Here is a 14,265-nt window from a genome sequence, read left to right as displayed (position 1 = left end):
CCCGGAGAGCCGGGCGGCCACTCCTTCGAAGCCACTGAAGGCAAGAACCCATAAGCCACACCCGGCCCTCCCGGGCCGCCTAACAACTTACGGAGTACCCATGGCCGATTACCCCACCACGCCCGACCCGACCCAGGAACGCGAGACGCAGCAGCCCGTCGAGATCAAGAGCCTGCCGCTCTTCGGCGCCTGCGGCTGCGGCTCGGGCTGCGGATGCGGGTGCCAGTCCGGCAATCCCTGTCAGTGCGGCTGACGCGCAGGCGCCTGCGCCTGCGCCTGCGTCCGCGGCCGCGTCTGCGGCCGATGCGTACGGCTGGCACGTCCTGGGGCCGACACGTCTGCGGCCTGCACGTCGTCCGCGTCCGACACGTCCGCGTCTGGCACGTGTGCGGTCGGCACGTCTGCGGTCGGCACGTCTTGGCGTGACGTGCGAACGCGGAAACGCGGAAGGGCCCCGCTTCAGGTGCGGGGCCCTTCCGTTCGTTCGTGAACCTTGCAGGTTGCCGGTTGCCGGTAGCCGGTATGCGGACGTTGATCGCCGACGACCGGTCACCGGTCACCGGCCGTCGGCCGTCGGTCGGCTACCGGTTCGTGGTCCGTACCGCGACCGCGTCCAGGTTCGGCTGCGGGGCCGCGGCACCGGTCGCACCTCGCGCGGTGTCGCTCGCGGCGCCGGGTGCGGCCGAGCGCGCCGACTGCTGGGCGGCCGGGATGACACCGTTGTAGTACGGCCGGTACTCCACCAGCGAGCTGCCCGCGCTGATGGCGGAGCCCGCCGCGGTCAGCTCGGCGGCGGAGACCGACCCGGTTCCGCCGAAGGCGATGACGGAGTTGACGCCGGCCGCCTGCTGACGCAGGTAGGTGGCGCTCGTCTCCGACAGGGTCGTCTCGTCGGTCCACAGGACCGGGCCGTAGTGGAGCATGCCGGTGCTCGCGGAGACCCCGCCGCGCCAGCTGTCCGTCCAGGCCAGGCCCACCTGGTACGGGGAGCTCCACCAGAACCGGGCCAGCTCGGCGGACGTACCGTCGTGGCCGCTGCCGCTGATCGGGTAGTACGAGTAGGTGTCGGGCCAGTTGGAGAAGGACGTGTGCGTGAGCGCGTACTTCGCCGAGGCGCCGACCGGGACGACCAGGGTCTGGTCGGGGTCGATCGAGTTGAGGTACGACTTCACCGACGACGAGAGCGTGTTGCCCTCGTTGAGGACGACCGTGCCCTTGCCGCCCGCGCCGAGGGCTCCGGCCGCCGCGGAGGCCGCGATCGCCGAGTGGTAGTCGGTGCCGGTGGCGATGAACACGTACTCCGGGGAGCCGGTGACCGCCTTCGCGACCGCCACGGAGGTGGAGTAGCGCGAGGTGCCCGACAGCCGCTTCGGTGTGAAGCCGAGCGAGCTGACCTTGGTCGCCACCGCGCTGGACAGGATGTCCGTGCCGCCCACCAGGTAGACCGTGGCGCCGGGCTTCAGCGAGCGCTTCAGCTCGTTCTGCACGGCGGTCGACACCGAGGTCTTCGACGTCATCAGCAGGGGGCCCTGCTTCTGGCCGGCGAGGGTCTGCCCGGTCAGGGCGTAGGACGGGCTGTCCTTGCTGATGAGGACGGCGGTCTTCGCGTCGATCAGGCCGGGTTCGCTCTGGCCGGTCGTGTTCCAGGTCCAGCGGGACGCGGCGACGTTCGTGGCGTACGAGTCGGCGCCCCAGACCCTGCCCACGCCCTGGCTGCGCAGCGGCTGCCAGGCCGGTTCGAGGACCGACGACGTACCCGGCGGCAGCGCCACCTTGGTGACCTCACCGGTGGCGACGTCCACGATGCGCGGGATGGCCACGTCCTCGTCGGTGCCGTTGGTGACGACGATCCGGGTGCCGGTGGGCGACCAGGCCGGGGCGTACGCGGCGTCGGTGAAGGTGAGTTGGCGCTCCCCGGTGCCGTCGACGTTGACGACGAAGAGCCGGCTCTGGCCGTCCGCCTCGCGTACGAAGGCGACCTGGGTGCCGTCGGGCGAGATCGCGGGGTTGGTGCCCGAGTCGGCCAGCTTCGTGAAGCCGCCGTTGGTGTCCTCCCAGAGCCAGATGGCCGAGCCGGTCGGCGATCCGCAGGTGTCGCCGGTGCGGACGAAGGCGACCAGGCCGTTGACGGACGCGCTGGGCTGACGGTCGCAGCCGTCCTCCGCGGTGGAGAACAGCGGCTGGGCGTAGCGGGAGCCGTCCGAGGACGCGTACCGGAGGCGACCGCCGCCGGAGTACACGACCGTGTTGCCCGAACGCAGGAACGTCGGGTGGCCGACGCTGCTCATGGAGCCCTGCTCCTGGATCTTGACCAGGGTGGAGCCGGTGTAGCGGCGGGTCTCGACCCGGTTGCTCTTCACATACGCGACCCGGCTGCCGTCGGGCGACCAGGCCGGCTGGCGGGCGCCGGCGAGGAAGTCGGTGTAGGTGGTGCTGCCGGGTTCCTGCGTCTGCATGACGTTACGGGCGCCGTTGACGAACGTCAGCTTGCCGTCGGCGGCCTGCCAGGTGACGGGTTCCGCCGCGACCGCGCCGGGCGTGGCGGTCGCCATGCCCGCGGCCACGGCGACGACGGTGCCCAGTGCCGCGAGCACGCGGCGTCTGTGAATCTTCATGTGCCCCCACAAGAATGCTGAAAGATTGCGTTGCCAAAAGCGCTGGCAGGAGTACTGACGGGAGTGTTTCGAGCAGTGCTGAAAGGAGTGCCTGAAGGAGTGCTGAAAGGGCTGCCGTTCGCCTCCCCGACGTGGAACGGACATTGCACGTTCTCCACGACAGCTGGGTCACTGTAGCGGCATACATGATCAGAAAGGAACAGTTTTGAACGACTGTTACGAGGTTGGGCGTCCCGTCCTCTTCCTCGACGTCGACGGACCACTCATCCCGTTCGGCCCGTCGACCGGTGGGCTTCGAGGGCCTCCTGATGCACCTGCTTCCACCGTCCCGGGGAACCCGCTGCTCGGGCGGCTCGACCCCGGCATCGGACCGCGTCTGCTGGCGCTGGGGTGCGAGCTGGTGTGGGCTTCGACCTGGCTGGACGACGCGAATGAGGTGGTCGCTCCACGGATCGGGCTGCCGGTACTGCCTGTGGTGAGGTGGCCGGATGCGTCCGCCGACGCGTCCTCGTCCATGGCCGCCGACGAGGGTCCGCGCGGTCTGCACTGGAAGACCCGACGCCTCGTCGAGTGGGCCGGCCGCCGCCCGTTCATCTGGGTCGACGACGAGATCGGCGCCATGGACCGTCTCTGGGTCGACGCGCGGCACCGGGAGCCGTCGTTGCTTCACCGCGTCGACCCGGGCAGGGGCCTGGTGGACGACGATTTCGCGGTGCTCACGGACTGGCTCAGTACCGCCGTGCCGCGTACGGCCGTACCGCCGCACCGAAGGCGTGACCGGCCCGCCGGGCACTAGCGTTGAGGTCATGATCGTATGGCTCAACGGCACCCATGGCGCGGGCAAGACGACGACCGGCGCACTCGTGCAGCGACTGATCCCGGATGCGCGGGTGTTCGACGCCGAGAAGGTCGGCGAGACGCTCATGGACATCACGCCTGGGCTGCCCGGGCCCGGGGCGGACAACTTCCAGCACTGGCCGCCGTGGCGACCGCTCGTGGTCGAGACCGCGCGCCGCGTGCTGGACTACGCCGGCGGCACTCTGGTGATGCCGATGACCGTTCTGGTGGAGCAGTACTGGCGCGAGATCAGCACGGGCCTCGCCCAACATGCCATTCCCGTACGGCACTTCGTGCTCCACGCCGACCAGGACACCCTGCGCGGGCGCATCGCGGGCGACACCGTTCTCGGCCCCGACTCCCCGTTCCGCCTCCGATACCTTGAGCCCTACGCGGAGGCGGCCCGCACGTGGCTGCACGCGGAGGCGGAGGTCGTCGACACGACACACCTCACACCTGCGGAGGCCGCCGGGCAGATCGCGGAAGCTGTCAGCTTTCCGTAAAGAGGCATGCCCGTCAGGGTGTGTGCGAGAGAGGCGAACAGGTGGTGGAACGGTCGGTGGAGAGACTCCGGCAGGCGTTCCTGCGTTTCGACCGGCGCACCGGCGGGGCCGAACCACCGCCGCGGGTGCAGGTGTTCATCGCGCGGCATCCGGTGGGTTCGGGAGTGGTGCACGGCGTCCTGCAAGGACTGCTGTTCACCTTTGTCCTGTCCGGCTTCGACGATCCGCGTCGCATGCTGCAGGCAGTGGTCCTGGGGCTGGTGGCCGGGCTGCTCACCTGGCTCGCGTGCCGCTTCGAGCGCCGGCGCCAGGCGCACTACGAGCGCAACGGGGGTTTCCGGTGGCCCCCTCCCCTCATCGCGAGCGACGAACCGCCCGTGTGGCTCGAAGGCTTGCTGTGGATCAGCCACTGGGCGGTCTTCATGGTGTGCGTGTGGCTCGCCGGACAGCTGCGGGACCCGCCGTACAGCTGGCTCCGGAGTGCGGTCCTGGCCGGGGCCATGATCATCGGAGGCTGGGCGGCCCGGCGGTACAGGGACCGCAGACGCCGCTGACCGCCCGTGCCTCCTGCGCTGTCCCTGAGGACGGCTAACCAGTCCCGCCAGTCATCCGTGGTCTCGGTACGGCCGATGCCTCGCCCCGCCGCCAGTGCCGGGACGTCGATGTCGTGCCCGGTCAGGGGACGAGTTCGAGCCGGGGCTGACGGGCGCCGAGTCCACGCGCATCGAGCGCGAGTTCAGCTTCGACTTCGACTTCGACTTCGACTTCGACTTCGCGGACGATCACCGAGCATTCCTTTCGCTCGACCAGGGAGCGAGGTTGCTCCCCTCGCGGTCGGGGAACGGAACGGCAAACGATGGGGATCGGGGGCATCGTGGAGATCGCGGCATTGATGGTGTCGGTGATGGCGCTGGGCGTGTCCGGCCTCGTGTCGGTGCGGCAGTTGCGGCTGGCGGAACACACGAACACGCTGCCGGTTCTGGTGGATCTCTTCCGTGAGCATCGCAGCATGCGCCTGGCCCGGGCCCGGGAGGTCGTGTTCGAGCAACTGCCCGAATGGGATCTGTCCACCGGAATGGAGGGACTGCCGGAGGCGGAGCGGAACCTGATACGTGAACTGGCATGGTTCTACGACAACTTGGGCGCTCTGGTCACACACGGTGTGGTCGATATCGAACCCGTCTCGGGCTACCTGGGTGGATCAGTGATCTCGGTGTGGGAACGCATGGAGCCGCTGGTGCGGGTTGAGCGTGCCAAGCGGGCGCAAAACGCTCTTCCGGACCCGAACCGCTGGCAAGAGTACTTCGAGAACCTCTACCACCTGGTGTGCAAGATGCCGCCGTCACAAGCCCGAGCGCAGTCCCGGCTATGGAGGCTCCGCAACCCCTGACAGCCACGGCTGAAAGCGACGAGGGACGCCCGGTCGCTGTCGCTCTCTCTGGCGAGGGCAGACGGCCGCAGACTCCGGACGCGAGATCCGGGGCGAGGCGCTGGGGCCCAGAGAGGGTCCGGAGAGGGTCCGGAGAGGGTCCGGAGAGGGTCCGGAGAGGGTCCGGAGAGGGTCCGGAGAGGGTCCGGAGAGGGTCCGCAGCATGAAAATGCCTCCCATCCGCGCCGTATGCGCAGGTGGGAGGCATGATCACGAAGGCTACTTCTTCTTGCCCTGGTTCTTCACAGCCTCGATCGCCGCCGCCGCGGCAGCCGGGTCCAGGTAGGTGCCGCCCGGGTTCACCGGCTTGAAGGATGCGTCCAGTTCGTACGCGAGCGGGATGCCCGTCGGGATGTTCAGGCCCGCGATGTCCTCGTCCGAGACGCCGTCGAGGTGCTTGACGAGGGCTCGGAGGGAGTTGCCGTGGGCGGCGACCAGGACCGTGCGGCCGGCCAGGAGGTCCGGGACGATGCCGTCGTACCAGTACGGGAGCATGCGGACGACGACGTCCTTGAGGCACTCCGTGCGCGGGCGCAGCTCCGGCGGGATCGTCGCGTAGCGCGGGTCGTCCGACTGCGAGAACTCCGTGCCGTCCTCAAGCGGGGGCGGCGGCGTGTCGTACGAGCGGCGCCACAGCATGAACTGCTCCTCGCCGAACTCCGCGAGGGTCTGCGCCTTGTCCTTGCCCTGCAGCGCGCCGTAGTGGCGTTCGTTCAGGCGCCAGCTGCGGTGGACCGGGATCCAGTGGCGGTCCGCGGACTCCAGGGAGAGCTGGGCCGTGCGGATGGCTCGCCTCTGGAGCGAGGTGTGCAGCACGTCGGGGAGCAGGCCGGCGTCCTTCAGCAGCTCACCGCCGCGGACTGCCTCCTTCTCGCCCTTCTCCGTCAGGTTGACGTCCACCCAGCCGGTGAACAGGTTCTTCGCGTTCCATTCGCTCTCGCCGTGGCGGAGGAGGATCAGCTTGTACGGTGCGTCGGCCATGGCCCCGAGCGTAATCGAAGCCCCCGATCGGCCGCTCGCCCGCCCGGAACCCGGACACCCGTCGGCCGCCTCCCCCGCCCGCTCCCCCGACACTTGACGACTTCTGTTAATTGAGTGGCCTCCGCCCGACCCGGCCTCGTAACTTGTGCTCGCTATATGCACCACTTACATGTGCCGCGCTCGTCAGAAGCGCTCATCAGACCTGGGGGTCCCTGATGCCGTTCGCCTCCCTGAGCGTGAGACGTGCCGCCCGCGAGACCCTCTCCGGGCTCCCCCGTGAGTTCTGGTGGCTGTGGATCAGCACGCTCGTCAACCGGCTCGGCGCCTTCGTCGCCACCTTCATGGCCCTGTACCTCACGCTCGACCGCGGCTACTCCGCCTCGTACGCCGGACTCGTCGCCTCGCTCCACGGGCTCGGCGGGGTGATCTCCTCGCTCGGCGCGGGCGTGATGACGGACCGGCTCGGGCGGCGGCCCACGCTCCTCATCGCCCAGTCGTCCACCGCCGTCTCCGTCGCGCTGCTCGGCTTCGTGCACGATCCGGTGTCCATCGCGGCCGTCGCCTTCCTCGTCGGCATGGCCAGCAACGCCTCCCGGCCCGCCGTGCAGGCGATGCTCGGCGACATCGTCAGGCCCGAGGACCGGGTGCGGGCCTTCTCGCTCAACTACTGGGCGATCAACCTGGGCTTCGCCGTCTCGTCCACGGCGGCCGGGTTCATCGCGGAGGTCAGTTACCGCGCCGGCTTCCTCATCGAGGCCGGGATGACGATGGCCTGCGCGGTCGTCGTCTTCGTGAAGCTGCCCGAGTCGCGGCCCGCACCGACCGCCAGAACAGCCGGCGAGCCCGAGATCGGTCTTGGGACGGTTCTGCGCGACGGGCGTTTCATGAGCGTCGTCGGGCTGTCCTTCCTCGTCGCGCTCATCTTCCAGCAGGGGTTCGTGGGCCTGCCGGTGGCGATGGGCGCGGCCGGGTTCACGCCCGCCGACTACGGCCTGGTGATCGCGGTCAACGGCGTCCTCATCGTCGTACTGCAGCTCCCGGTCACCCGTTTCATCCAGCACCGGGACCCGAAGCGACTCCTCGTCGTGTCGTCGCTCCTCGCCGGGTACGGGTTCGGGCTCACCGCCTTCGCGGGCTCGGTCGGCGTCTTCGCGCTCACGGTCTGCGTCTGGACCCTCGCCGAGATCGTCAACGCGCCCACCCAGACCGGCCTCGTCGTCCGCCTCTCCCCCGCCCAGGGCCGCGGCCGGTACCAGGGCATGTACACGATGTCCTGGTCCGTCGCCGCCCTCGTCGCGCCCCTGATGGCCGGTGTCGTCATCGACCGCTTCGGGGCGACGTGGCTGTGGGGCGTGTGCGCGGCCGTCGGCACGGTGGCCGGACTGGGGTACGGGCTGCTCATGCGCAAGCTCCCGGACGAGGAGCCCACCGCCGAGCCCACCGCCGAACAGCCCAAGCCCAAGCCCCTGACCGACCCCCAGCCCCTGCCCCAGCCCTTGCCCCAGTCGCTGCCCCAGCCCCGGTCCGCTACCGAGAAGCCCGGGGTCAGCACTCCATAGCGGCCTGCGGCATCCCGTTCACCTCAGTGGTGCATCCGCGCCCCCTTCACCACCTTGTCCACCGCGTTGCGAGGGCCGTACACCGCGAGGCCGACCAGGTCGAGGTCCGCGGTCGGTACGGCCCGTACCGCCGCCCGGTTGTCGCGGTCGTTGCCCGTGGTGAACAGGTCCGCGGTGAACAGCGCGCGGGGCAGGGCGCGGGACAGGGCCTTGCCGTGGGCCGCCTTCAGCGTCTCCTTCGTACCCTCGAAGACCAGCACCGGCTGGCGGAACATCGGCAGGTAACCGACACCGTCGGCGTCCTCGTACGGCTCCCCGACCACCTCGGGGACCGCCGGGCCCAGACCGCTGACCAGGAACGCGGTCACGTTCAGCCGCTGCCACGGCTCCAGGTCCTCGCGCAGCAGGACAGCGATCTTGGTGTCGAAACGGACGGGGGCCGGGGCGGAGGCCGGGGCGGGGGCCAGGGCGGGGGCCAGGGCGGGGGCCAGGGCGGGGGCGTTCTCAAAGGTCTCGCCGCTCGTGCTGCTCGTGCTGCTCGTGCTGCTCGTGCTGCTCATGTTGCTCGTGCTGCTCATGCACCGAGACTGCCGAGCCGCGTACGTTCCCGTCTTGTACGTTGTTTGCATGGTGGTCCGGCGTGAGGTCTCCGCCTGGCGCCCCAGCGTGCCGGGTGTCGTGGAGGTCTTCCACGCCCACTTCACGGAGTACGCGTATCCGATGCACGTGCACGACGCGTGGACGCTGCTGCTCGTCGACGCGGGCGCGGTGCGCTACGACCTCGACCGGCACGAGCACGGCACCCCGGACGGCACGGTCTCGCTGCTTCCGCCGCACGTGCCGCACAACGGTTCGCCGATCACCGCGGACGGCTTCCGCAAGCGTGTCCTGTACCTGGACCTCAGCCGCCTCGACGAGACGTACATCGGACCGGCCGTGGACACCCCCGACTTTCTCGACCCCGTACTGCGCCAGCGGGTCGGGCAGCTGCACACGGCTCTCGCCCACCCCGGTGACGAGCTGGAGGCGGAGAGCAGACTGACCCTGATCGGCGAGCGGCTGCGCGGCCATCTGCGGCCCGCGCTCGTCAAGGACGGCCGGGACGCCGACCACCCGCTCGCGCACCGGCTCCGCGAACTGCTCGACGAACGCCTCCTCCAGGGCATCACCCTCCAGGAGGCCGCCGGTCTCGTGCACGCGCACCCCGCCCACCTGGTGCGGGCGTTCAGCGGCGCCTACGGGATACCTCCGCACCAGTACCTGATGTCACGCCGGGTGGAGCACGCCCGTCGGCTGCTGCTTGCGGGTCGCGCACCCGGCGAGGTGGCCGCGGAGACCGGCTTCTACGACCAGTCGCATCTCAACCGCCACTTCAAACGGCTCGTCGGAGTAGCACCCGGCCGCTACCGCGACAGCTCGCGCTGAAGGTCACGTACTGAAGGTCACGTACTGAAGGTCACGTACTGAAAGTCATGTACTGAAAGTCACGCGCTGAGGGTCGCGCGCTCAGAGTCGCGCTGAGGGTCGTACAGGTTCCGGGGGGTAGCGCGTCCGTCGTCCCGTACAGCTCCAGACGGGAGTGCAGCGGCCCGGTGAAGTCGGGTACGTCGGGTACGTCGTCGGGTACGTCGTCGTACGGGCCACCGGCTCAGTCGGTCGGACGCTGAGTCAGGTGGCTGAACGCGTCCAGGTTGCGCGTGGACTCGCCCCGCGACACCCGCCAGGCGTACTCCTTGCGGATCGCGGACGCGAAACCCAGCTCCAGGAGGGTGTTGAAACTGCCGTCGGCGGCCTCCAGGACCGAACCGAGCAGCCGGTCGACCTCGCCGGCGGTGACCGCGGCCAGCGGCAGCTTGCCCGCCACATAGATGTCACCGAGCGGGTCGACGGCGTACCCCACGCCGTAGAGCTTGAGGTTGCGCTCCAGGAGCCAGCGGTGCACCGCGCCCTCGTTCTCGTCCGGGTGCCGGATGACGAAGGCGTTCAGCGAGAGGGAGTGTCTGCCGACGATCAGCGAGACGGTTGTCGACAGCTTCCGGGTGCCGGGGAGCGTGACCACGAAGTGGCCGGGCTTCGACGGGCTCTCCCACTCCAGTTCGGCGCCCTGGAGAAACTCCTCGATGGTCGCCGCCGCCCGCTCCAGGTCAGCCATGGTGTCAGCCATGGTGGGAGCGTACGTGACGGCGGTGTTCGTTCATCGCCGCCGTGTAGACGTCGGCCGTGGCCGCCGCCGCCGTGTCCCAGCCGAAGGACTGCGCGTGCCAGGCGGCTGCCGCGCCCATCCGGTCCGGGAGCGCCGGGTTGTCGGCGAAATCGCGCAGCACGCGCGCGTAGTCGACGGGATCGTGCCCGGACACCAGGAAGCCCGTCTCCTTGTGGCGGACCGCGACCGGCAGACCGCCCACCGCGGCGGCGAGCACCGGGGTGCCGGCCGCCTGCGCCTCTATGGCGACGAGCCCGAACGACTCGCTGTAGGAGGGCATCACCAGGACGGACGCGGCCCGGAACCAGTCGGCGAGCTGCTCCTGGCCGACCGGCGGCCGGAAGCACACCACGTCGGCGATGCCCAGCCGGGCGGCGAGTTTCTGCAGCCCCTCGGGCTTGGCGAGACCGCTGCCGCTCGGGCCGCCCACCACCGGAACGACGATGTTCGAGCGCAGGTCGGGGCGCTCCTCCAGGAGGACGGCGACCGCGCGCAGCAGCACGTCGGGCGCCTTCAGGGGCTGGATGCGGCCCGCGAAGAGCGGTATGAGGGCGTCCTGCGGGAGCCCGAGCCGCGCGCGGGCGGCGGCGCGTCCGTCGGCCGGGCGGAAACGGTCGAGGTTCACGCCCGGGTGGACGACCGCGACCTTGCCCTGCTCGGCCTCGTAGTGCCGTACGAGCTCGTCGGCCTCTTCCGCAGTGTTGGCGATGAGCCGGTCGGCGGCACGGACGATCTGGGTCTCGCCGATGACGCGGGCGGCGGGCTCGGGGGTGTCGTCGTCGGCCAGGGCGGCGTTCTTGACCTTCGCCATGGTGTGCATCGCGTGCACGAGGGGGGCGCCCCAGCGCTCGGCGGCCAGCCAGCCGACATGCCCGGAGAGCCAGTAGTGCGAGTGGACGAGGTCGTAGTACCCGGGGCGGTGGCCGGCCCAGGCCTGCATCACCCCGTGCGTGAAGGCGCACAGCTGGGCGGGCAGGTCCTCCTTGGCGAGGCCTTCGTAGGGGCCGGCGTCGACGTGCCGGACCAGGACGCCCGGTGCCAGCTCCACCTTGGGCGGCAGGGCGCCGGTGGTCGCGCGCGTGAAGATCTCGACTTCGATGTTGATCGCGGCGAGGCGCTGGGCCAGCTCCACGATGTAGACGTTCATGCCGCCCGCGTCGCCCGTGCCCGGCTGGTGCAGTGGTGAGGTGTGCACGGAGAGCATCGCCACGCGGCGTGGCCTGCGGTGCAGGCGAAGCCTCGTCGAGGCCGCCGGCGAGCGGCGCCCGAGCCTGCTCACGTACTGGCTCACGTGGCGTTCCTCCTTCTACGGACGTGCTGCGGGCATGCCTGCGGCGGGGCGTGGAACGCCCTTCAAGTCCTGAACGCCGGGAGACTCCGCGCCATTTCCTCTTTACCGAATCATTGCCGTCAGTCGCTCAACCGTTCGAGACGCTTCTGCGTGCAGGCGCACCACGGCACGCCGGGGTCGGCACCGGCCGCGCGTTCCAGCCAGCCGGGCGGCTCGCGGATTTCAGCCCGTCCGGCGGCTGCATATTTCGGCCGTCCGGTGTGCCGCACGTTCCAGCCCGCCCAGCGCGCCGCGCACTGCAGCCCGCCGGACGGCTCACGCATATCGGTCGTCCAGCGGTTCCCGGATTCCGGCCCGTCCGGTGTGCCGCACATTCCAGCCCGTCCGGCGTTTGAGGACGAGGCCGCAGGCCGACAGCGGGGGCCCGGGGGCGGCAGCCCCCGGACGTCCACACCGACCCCGAGTTCCCCGAAGGGCGCCACTTACCCTTGACCCCATGAAAGCCCGCGCAGCGAAACCCGTGGGGACGGTGACGCGCGGCACCACCAACCCGAACCGCCTCCGCCGCATGGACCGCTGGATCGCGGCCACCCACGGCGCCGAACTGCGCCGCGCCGACGACCCCGTGGCGGTCGACCTCGGGTACGGCGCGGCCCCCTGGACCGCGGTCGAGCTGCTCCAGCGCCTCCGTACCGCCGCTCCACGCACGCGCGTGGTGGGCGTCGAGATCGACCCGGCCCGGGTCGCCGCCGCGAGACCGTACGAACGCGACGGCCTCCGGTTCCGGCACGGCGGCTTCGAGATCCCGCTGCCCGTACGGCCGGCGCTGATCCGCGCGGCGAACGTCCTGCGACAGTACGAGGAGGCCGAGGTCGCCGCGGTGTGGGCCCGGCTGTGCGCACGCCTGGCACCGGCGGGCGCCGGCTCGCGGGGCGGGCTCCTTGTCGAGGGCACGTGTGACGAGATCGGCCGTCGCCACGTGTGGATCGCGCTCGGCCCCGAGGGTCCGCGGACCGTCACGTTCGCCACCCGCCTCGGCTCCCTGGACCGCCCGTCCGACCTGGCCGAACGCCTCCCCAAGGCCCTCATCCACCGCAATGTCCCGGGTGAGCCGGTGCACGCCTTTCTGTGCGACTTCGACCGCGCGTGGGCCTCGGCCGCCCCGTACGCCTCGTACGGCGCCCGGCAGCGTTGGATCCGGGCGGTCCGCGATCTGGCGGCCGACTGGCCGGTCGTGGACGGCGTGGCGCGGTGGCGGCAGGGCGAAGTGACCGTGCGGTGGGAGGCGTTGGCACCGGGCGCGTAGCCCCCGACAGCCTTCTGACGTGGCGGGAACGATCTCGGTGAGTCGTTCGTCACATTGGCGGGGAACGCGAAGGGCATCACCACCGAGTGGACAGTGAGGGGGAGGGGTAGGGAAAGGGCTGAAGGGAAGCGGGAGTTCTTGCCCGCCTCTGTCATATTCCGCGCCGACATGGCACGATCCCCGGGGCGTTCCTAAGTTACTGACGGTAAATCAGTTTGGGGGTCGGTTCATGGGGACCGGTGTGCGGAGCGTGACCACTACGGCCATGGCCCTGGCCTGCGCGGCAGTCATACTGGCCGCGCCGGGGGTGGCCTACGCGGCCCCGACGCCGACGCCCAGTCCGGCACCGACCCGGACGCCCGCCCCGAGCCCGGACCCGAGTTCAACACCCGTGAGCACCGCGGACCTTGAAGCGGTCCGCGTGAAGCTGGAAGGGCTGTACCACGACGCGGCGGTCGCCACGGACGCGTACAACCTCGCCGAGGAGCGGACCGAGAAGCAGTCCACGCAGATCGTCGGGCTCGCCCGCGAGATCGTCGAGGGCAAGGCCCGGCTGGTCGAGCTGAAGAAGCGCGTGGGCGCCGCCGCCCGTGCCCAGTATCGCGTCGGCGGGCTGCCGGACGAGGCCCATCTGATGCTCAGCGACGATCCGCAGGCCTTCCTGGACGGCGCGGGCCGGATCCGTCAGGGCGCACAGGCGACCAAGGGCCTGCTCGCCGAAATGCGCCGCACCCAGGAGGACCTGGAGCAGTACGCGCGCGACGCGGCGGCCCAGTGGACCAGGCTTGAAGCCAACCGCGAGGCGAAGGCCAAGGCCAAGAAGAAGGTCAAGAAGCAGATCGCCGCCGCCGAGAAGCTTGAGTCGCAACTGGAGAAGGACGAGAAGGAGCGCCTGGCGAAGCTGGAGCAGCAGGCCGCGTACAAGGCGCAGACGACCTGGCTGGACTCCGGCATCCTGGACGAGATCAGCGGCAAGGCCTCCGCGCAGGGCAAGAAGGCCGTGCGGTACGCGACGGCACAGATCGGCAAGCCGTACGAGTGGGGCGCCGAGGGGCCGAAGACGTATGACTGCTCCGGACTCACCTCACAGGCGTGGGCCGCCGCCGGACAGGCCATCCCCCGCACCTCGCAGGAGCAGTGGAAGCAGCTCGACCGCGTCGCCGTCGAGGCCATGCGCCCCGGCGACCTCATCATCTACAACTCCGACGCCAGCCATGTCGCGATGTACATCGGCGACGGCGCGATGGTCCACGCACCGCGCCCCGGCCGTACGGTGACGATCGCGGGGGCGGGCTCGATGCCGATACTCGGAGTGGTCCGCCCCGGCCGGTGAGGCCCGACCGGTGAGGCCCGACCGGGGCGCGCGTCCCGCCTGGCGCGCCGCCCGACCGCGGATACGCCGTACGCCACTTCGGTACGCCCGATGTCCCGTGGAGCAACGTGCGCCGCTGGCAACGTTTGCCGCTTCTGCGCGGCGCCCGTTCCCGAAGGGGCCGGACTCTCGCTGACGACGCCGCTCAAGCCCTGCCCGGCGTCGCCGC

At 70.5% G+C, this 14,265-nt stretch carries 15 protein-coding genes; 9 read left to right on the top strand and 6 right to left on the bottom strand.

The genetic code is table 11. The annotated features are described in order from the left end of the window. The first annotated feature begins 100 nt into the window (after positions 1 to 100). A complete protein-coding gene (locus tag ACIOKD_RS37810) occupies positions 101 to 253 on the top strand; it encodes a hypothetical protein (protein ID WP_402092685.1) in 153 nt (50 codons plus the stop codon). A gap of 328 nt (positions 254 to 581) precedes the next feature. On the opposite strand, the gene ACIOKD_RS37805 is transcribed toward ACIOKD_RS37810, so the two are convergent. Then, positions 582 to 2,615, bottom strand: a complete 2,034-nt coding sequence (locus ACIOKD_RS37805; protein ID WP_402092684.1) for a cell wall-binding repeat-containing protein — start codon at positions 2,613 to 2,615, stop codon at positions 582 to 584. Positions 2,616 to 2,820: 205 nt separating this feature from the next. On the opposite strand from ACIOKD_RS37805, the gene ACIOKD_RS37800 reads away from it, so the two are divergent. The 4 genes from ACIOKD_RS37800 to ACIOKD_RS37785 all read left to right on the top strand — a co-directional run bounded on the left by ACIOKD_RS37800 (position 2,821) and on the right by ACIOKD_RS37785 (position 5,345). Further along, complete coding sequence (locus ACIOKD_RS37800; protein WP_402092683.1) at positions 2,821 to 3,411, top strand: HAD domain-containing protein; 591 nt, start codon at positions 2,821 to 2,823, stop codon at positions 3,409 to 3,411. Positions 3,412 to 3,421: 10 nt separating this feature from the next. After that, entirely contained in the window at positions 3,422 to 3,955 is a 534-nt protein-coding gene (locus ACIOKD_RS37795; RefSeq protein WP_402092682.1) for an ATP-binding protein, read from the top strand. Positions 3,956 to 4,011: 56 nt separating this feature from the next. Then, on the top strand, positions 4,012 to 4,509 hold the full coding sequence (locus tag ACIOKD_RS37790; RefSeq protein WP_402092681.1) for a hypothetical protein: 498 nt from the start codon (positions 4,012 to 4,014) through the stop codon (positions 4,507 to 4,509). A 320-nt stretch (positions 4,510 to 4,829) separates the two neighbouring features. After that, the gene (locus ACIOKD_RS37785) at positions 4,830 to 5,345 is read left to right on the top strand and encodes a hypothetical protein (RefSeq protein WP_402092679.1); all 516 of its coding nucleotides are present in this window, start codon (positions 4,830 to 4,832) and stop codon (positions 5,343 to 5,345) included. 258 nt (positions 5,346 to 5,603) lie between these two features. Here the strand turns inward: ACIOKD_RS37785 and ACIOKD_RS37780 are convergent, their stop codons facing one another. Then, positions 5,604 to 6,365 (bottom strand): phosphoglyceromutase, encoded by a 762-nt coding sequence (locus ACIOKD_RS37780; protein WP_402092678.1) that lies wholly within the window; start codon positions 6,363 to 6,365, stop codon positions 5,604 to 5,606. 215 nt (positions 6,366 to 6,580) lie between these two features. Between ACIOKD_RS37780 and ACIOKD_RS37775 the strand changes: the two genes are divergently transcribed. Beyond that, the gene (locus ACIOKD_RS37775) at positions 6,581 to 7,924 is read left to right on the top strand and encodes an MDR family MFS transporter (protein WP_402092676.1); all 1,344 of its coding nucleotides are present in this window, start codon (positions 6,581 to 6,583) and stop codon (positions 7,922 to 7,924) included. A gap of 23 nt (positions 7,925 to 7,947) precedes the next feature. On the opposite strand, the gene ACIOKD_RS37770 is transcribed toward ACIOKD_RS37775, so the two are convergent. Beyond that, positions 7,948 to 8,502, bottom strand: coding sequence for a DUF2000 family protein (locus ACIOKD_RS37770; RefSeq protein ID WP_402092674.1), 555 nt, complete (start codon positions 8,500 to 8,502; stop codon positions 7,948 to 7,950). A gap of 49 nt (positions 8,503 to 8,551) precedes the next feature. Here ACIOKD_RS37770 and ACIOKD_RS37765 point away from each other — a divergent pair, with 49 nt between their 5' ends. Continuing rightward, complete coding sequence (locus ACIOKD_RS37765; RefSeq protein WP_402092673.1) at positions 8,552 to 9,349, top strand: AraC family transcriptional regulator; 798 nt, start codon at positions 8,552 to 8,554, stop codon at positions 9,347 to 9,349. Positions 9,350 to 9,572: 223 nt separating this feature from the next. Here the strand turns inward: ACIOKD_RS37765 and ACIOKD_RS37760 are convergent, their stop codons facing one another. The 3 genes from ACIOKD_RS37760 to ACIOKD_RS37750 form a co-directional block, all read right to left on the bottom strand. Further along, complete coding sequence (locus tag ACIOKD_RS37760) at positions 9,573 to 10,088, bottom strand: YbjN domain-containing protein (protein ID WP_402092671.1); 516 nt, start codon at positions 10,086 to 10,088, stop codon at positions 9,573 to 9,575. After that, positions 10,081 to 11,418 (bottom strand): D-inositol-3-phosphate glycosyltransferase, encoded by a 1,338-nt coding sequence (gene mshA / locus ACIOKD_RS37755; RefSeq protein ID WP_402092669.1) that lies wholly within the window; start codon positions 11,416 to 11,418, stop codon positions 10,081 to 10,083. Before mshA ends, ACIOKD_RS37760 begins: the two co-directional genes overlap by 8 nt. Before the next feature lie 119 nt (positions 11,419 to 11,537). Next, a complete protein-coding gene (locus ACIOKD_RS37750; RefSeq protein ID WP_402092668.1) occupies positions 11,538 to 11,741 on the bottom strand; it encodes a hypothetical protein in 204 nt (67 codons plus the stop codon). A 173-nt stretch (positions 11,742 to 11,914) separates the two neighbouring features. Here ACIOKD_RS37750 and ACIOKD_RS37745 point away from each other — a divergent pair, with 173 nt between their 5' ends. Continuing rightward, the gene (locus tag ACIOKD_RS37745) at positions 11,915 to 12,724 is read left to right on the top strand and encodes a class I SAM-dependent methyltransferase (RefSeq protein WP_402092667.1); all 810 of its coding nucleotides are present in this window, start codon (positions 11,915 to 11,917) and stop codon (positions 12,722 to 12,724) included. A 229-nt stretch (positions 12,725 to 12,953) separates the two neighbouring features. Next, complete coding sequence (locus ACIOKD_RS37740) at positions 12,954 to 14,057, top strand: NlpC/P60 family protein (protein ID WP_402092665.1); 1,104 nt, start codon at positions 12,954 to 12,956, stop codon at positions 14,055 to 14,057. The last annotated feature ends 208 nt before the right edge of the window (positions 14,058 to 14,265 follow it).

It is taken from the genome of Streptomyces sp. NPDC087844, from assembly GCF_044742785.1.
Lineage (GTDB): Bacteria > Actinomycetota > Actinomycetes > Streptomycetales > Streptomycetaceae > Streptomyces.
The sequence above is the reverse complement of the archived record's forward strand: the minus strand, read 5'-3'. Positions and strand labels throughout refer to the sequence as shown.

Bases quoted from the DNA above. Each gene is read 5' to 3' on its own strand.
- ACIOKD_RS37780 (WP_402092678.1), bottom strand. From the start codon at position 6,365: ATGGCCGACGCACCGTACAAGCTGATCCTCCTCCGCCACGGCGAGAGC.
- ACIOKD_RS37810 (WP_402092685.1), top strand. From the start codon at position 101: ATGGCCGATTACCCCACCACGCCCGACCCGACCCAGGAACGCGAGACG.
- ACIOKD_RS37765 (WP_402092673.1), top strand. From the start codon at position 8,552: ATGGTGGTCCGGCGTGAGGTCTCCGCCTGGCGCCCCAGCGTGCCGGGT.
- ACIOKD_RS37745 (WP_402092667.1), top strand. From the start codon at position 11,915: ATGAAAGCCCGCGCAGCGAAACCCGTGGGGACGGTGACGCGCGGCACC.
- ACIOKD_RS37740 (WP_402092665.1), top strand. From the start codon at position 12,954: ATGGGGACCGGTGTGCGGAGCGTGACCACTACGGCCATGGCCCTGGCC.
- ACIOKD_RS37770 (WP_402092674.1), bottom strand. From the start codon at position 8,502: ATGAGCAGCACGAGCAACATGAGCAGCACGAGCAGCACGAGCAGCACG.
- ACIOKD_RS37750 (WP_402092668.1), bottom strand. From the start codon at position 11,741: ATGCGTGAGCCGTCCGGCGGGCTGCAGTGCGCGGCGCGCTGGGCGGGC.
- ACIOKD_RS37795 (WP_402092682.1), top strand. From the start codon at position 3,422: ATGATCGTATGGCTCAACGGCACCCATGGCGCGGGCAAGACGACGACC.
- ACIOKD_RS37775 (WP_402092676.1), top strand. From the start codon at position 6,581: ATGCCGTTCGCCTCCCTGAGCGTGAGACGTGCCGCCCGCGAGACCCTC.
- ACIOKD_RS37760 (WP_402092671.1), bottom strand. From the start codon at position 10,088: ATGGCTGACACCATGGCTGACCTGGAGCGGGCGGCGGCGACCATCGAG.
- ACIOKD_RS37805 (WP_402092684.1), bottom strand. From the start codon at position 2,615: ATGAAGATTCACAGACGCCGCGTGCTCGCGGCACTGGGCACCGTCGTC.